The organism is Bacillus sp. 05T31, assembly GCF_056396725.1.
This window is the reverse complement of record NZ_JBFTMA010000501.1, coordinates 1-3,315: the sequence shown is the minus strand read 5'-3', so window position 1 is coordinate 3,315 and position 3,315 is coordinate 1. Positions and strand designations below refer to the sequence as shown.

Genomic DNA, 3,315 nt, shown 5'->3' with positions numbered 1-3,315 from the left:
ATTCTACATTTTACTATTTCAGGAGTTAAAGGATGAGTTCGGTCTTACAGGGCAGCAAGAGAGCATGCTATTTYATATYAATTTAAATGAAAAYACGACAGCAAATCACATTGCGACTACTTTTAATATATCGAAAAGTGCTGTGAGCCAAGTTTTATCGAAATTGGAAAAACAGAAGATGATTTCGAAACAAGTAAACCCTAATAATAAACGGGAGTATTTCCTTACACTTGGTCCAAACGGTAGTAAGTATATAGAGCGGTTGTCTGAGTTAGATGATGTATTAATTGAGAAATACTTTTCTAAAATCGACATAAATGCTTTAGAGCAAATGACGGATACGTTAACGAAAATAAATAAAGTGATATTGGAAGAAAAACAGAAGGATCTTGATTGTAATGAGTAAGAACCTTGATGAAGCAATTAGTAGAAAGGAGGAGAAGCCTGTTATGAGTTACATACCAAATATGATTACGATAGCAAATTTTGTATGTGGGCTTTTGGCTATTTACTCTGTCCTCGTTCACGATATGTATTTGGGGGCAGTTTTTATTATTACAGGWATGTTATTTGATTTTTTTGATGGCATGGTTGCTAGGAAACTGGATTCTGTTTCGGAAATTGGCGGGGAGCTAGATTCATTTGCGGATTTAGTTACCTTTGGTGTGGCACCTTCTATTCTTGCATATAGTATCGCGTTAAAAGATTTGCAGTCTATCGGGATGATATGTGCGCTTGCTTACAGTATTTGCGGAATGCTGCGGCTTGCGAGATTTAACACGCAGCAAAGCAAACTCCCGACATTTATAGGCATGCCAATTCCATTCGCGGCAATGTGCCTCCTCATTTTATGCYTYWTGAATAATCCAGTTTCCGTGGCGTTTGGCACATGCGTACTTGCTTATTTAATGGTGAGCAAAATCAAATTCCCCCATTTTAAAAAAGATATATCGGAAAGCTTGAAGTCCGAAAGATGGGATTAATGAGAAAGATAAGGAGCATAACATGATTCGTATGGCATTAAGATCATTTAACATACAAATWTATTGTTTGCTAGGCGTGATGTTATTAGGGTGGTTGCTGACACCTTTTTCAGCCCAGTTTGTAGGGATAAGCATYGGCCTTTTAGTKAGTATGTACTGCGCCTGGATTTTAGGAAGGCGTATTGAAAAGTTTGGAGATAGCATTGTAAAAAAAGAAAAAGCACCGATGCTTGGAATGATGAATCGGTTTGCAGCTGCAATACTCGGCGCGATTATTATGTATGAAATTGAACACCATGAATTCATGTGGACATTTGCTGCTGGAATTATGGGTGGGTATTTCTTGATTATTATTAATTTAGGGTATTACAGTATGAGAGATGGGAAGGAATAAAGTGAAACTTTAATCAGCGCACATCAATCGGCGTTTTTAAAAGCGAGGAAAGTAGCTATTTTGATAGCTTTTGTGTTGTATGAAAAAAATTAAGGGATTGCCATATGGCAATCCCTTAATTAATATAATTCATTAATCGTTTCTTTCGCGATTTTATTAGAAGCATCTAATTTCATCAAGTACCTTTTCATTCATGCTTACTGCTTTCCTCTGGTCAGAATAAGTATATCTGATTGAGTCAGACTTTAACTGAACAAACGATTCACATGATTATATATACTGTATTGATGAAAATACTACAAGAGTTGCATGTGAAGATTTAAGAAAAATTTAATGTTTACCCCGCTCTTTATTTTAAAAGTTTTTCCTATCCTATAAATGAGTTACATCAAGAAGAAGACTAAAAACGAAAAAGTCATAGATGAAAATGTAAAGTTAGGGGATTCTACATGCATACAGGAGTTTGGATTAGTTATTTGTATACGTATTTTTTTACTATTATTTTTTGTATTGTGTTTCAAATTGGATTTTATTTTAAAGCGAAAAGAACTATATCTATTCGGCATTTTCTATGGGTATATGTTTTTCTGTTCTACCTTTCGCTAGTGTATAAGGTGACGCAAATCGCGACTGTATGGGATATAAGTMGATATGAAACGTGGATTCGTGTAARTCAAATYAAYTTGACTCTATTTGATACKGCAGGTAGTACTACGTATCTTTTGAACATTTTACTGTTTATGCCGTTAGGTTTTTTATTACCGACTATTTGGCCGCATTTTAGAAAACTGAAAAACACCGTATGTGCGGGATTCTTTTTTTCATTGGCAATTGAGTTAAATCAATTACTAAATAATAGAATTACAGATATTGATGATTTATTTACGAACACCCTCGGGGCGATTGTTGGGTATTTATTATATAGAGCTTTATTTAAAATGATATTTAAAAGAGAGGAAGAAAAGCTTGATAACAATTCTTCTCTAGTCATAAAATACGAGGCTATTTTTTGTTTAGTGTGTTCATTTGTAGGTGCGATGTTAATTTATTATCCAGCTTTATTTGGAAGACCTGTAATCCTTCAGTGAGGTGATTATGTCCTTGTATGATAAAATGATTCTAGTTCTCCAAGCTCAAACACGGTAAAATGTGAATGGCGCATCCTCCTTTTCTAACTTAATAGAAACAGTTTATGTATTAAATGATAGGTAGGTGTAAATGTGTTAAATGTTCAATTATTTCAATACTTACTAAAAGAGTCTCAAACAGCTCTTCATATAGATGGAAAACGAGTGTATATGTTAAATGATGAAGGGTTATCACCTTATCCTATCTATTTAAATCACCGTATTATGATGGGTGTGGGAACGAATTGGAATCAACATAAAGGATTTGAAAAAATCATTAAAGGATTTATAGGTGCAATTAACAAACTTCCTATGTATATGGTATTTGAAACTTATTTGTGTAGGGACTTTATTGAAGGGTTTTTAGAAGAGAGTAAATTCCATTTTGAGCTGGTTTTTACTAATAAGAAAAGGGATACGAACTTTTTTAACGTGTTAATTACTAATAGTGCTGATATAACTACACTTATGAAGTATTTCTTCCAATCAGCACAAGATTCTCTCTATACGTTATTAAGCTATTCAGCAGACTGTAAGATTATCAGTAATAGTACTTGTGAGATTGAAATAAAGGCTGACAGTTTCTATCCAAGCTTTTCATTTATGTATGATGCGCAAGAATTATTTATTATTAGTGGGGAAGAAAAATGGTCACATATCCATTATATAAAAAGATTTTTCCATCTTGAGCAGATTACAGATGAGCTAACTATTGATGTAAGAAAATGAATTTAATGATGATGAGTGTTTTAATTATATAAGTTTTGGATCTAAGGAATTAAAGTTAGTTGAGCAATTTTGTGTAGGGGAA

General features: G+C 33.5%; 5 protein-coding genes. All 5 read left to right on the top strand.

Annotated elements, in window-relative coordinates:
- A partial coding sequence (locus AC1DJR_RS22905) for a MarR family winged helix-turn-helix transcriptional regulator (protein ID WP_477003580.1) occupies positions 1-406 on the top strand: 406 nt, incomplete at its 5' end.
- Complete coding sequence (pssA, locus tag AC1DJR_RS22900; RefSeq protein WP_477003579.1) at positions 399-983, top strand: CDP-diacylglycerol--serine O-phosphatidyltransferase; 585 nt, start codon at positions 399-401, stop codon at positions 981-983. The genes AC1DJR_RS22905 and pssA, both read left to right, overlap by 8 nt.
- A gap of 22 nt (positions 984-1,005) precedes the next feature.
- Positions 1,006-1,377: an ATP synthase subunit I gene (locus AC1DJR_RS22895; RefSeq protein ID WP_033708849.1), complete on the top strand. Its 372-nt coding sequence runs from the start codon at positions 1,006-1,008 to the stop codon at positions 1,375-1,377.
- A 449-nt stretch (positions 1,378-1,826) separates the two neighbouring features.
- Entirely contained in the window at positions 1,827-2,465 is a 639-nt protein-coding gene (locus AC1DJR_RS22890; protein WP_477003578.1) for a VanZ family protein, read from the top strand.
- 132 nt (positions 2,466-2,597) lie between these two features.
- A complete protein-coding gene (locus AC1DJR_RS22885) occupies positions 2,598-3,233 on the top strand; it encodes a hypothetical protein (protein ID WP_477003577.1) in 636 nt (211 codons plus the stop codon).
- Positions 3,234-3,315 lie beyond the last annotated feature (82 nt).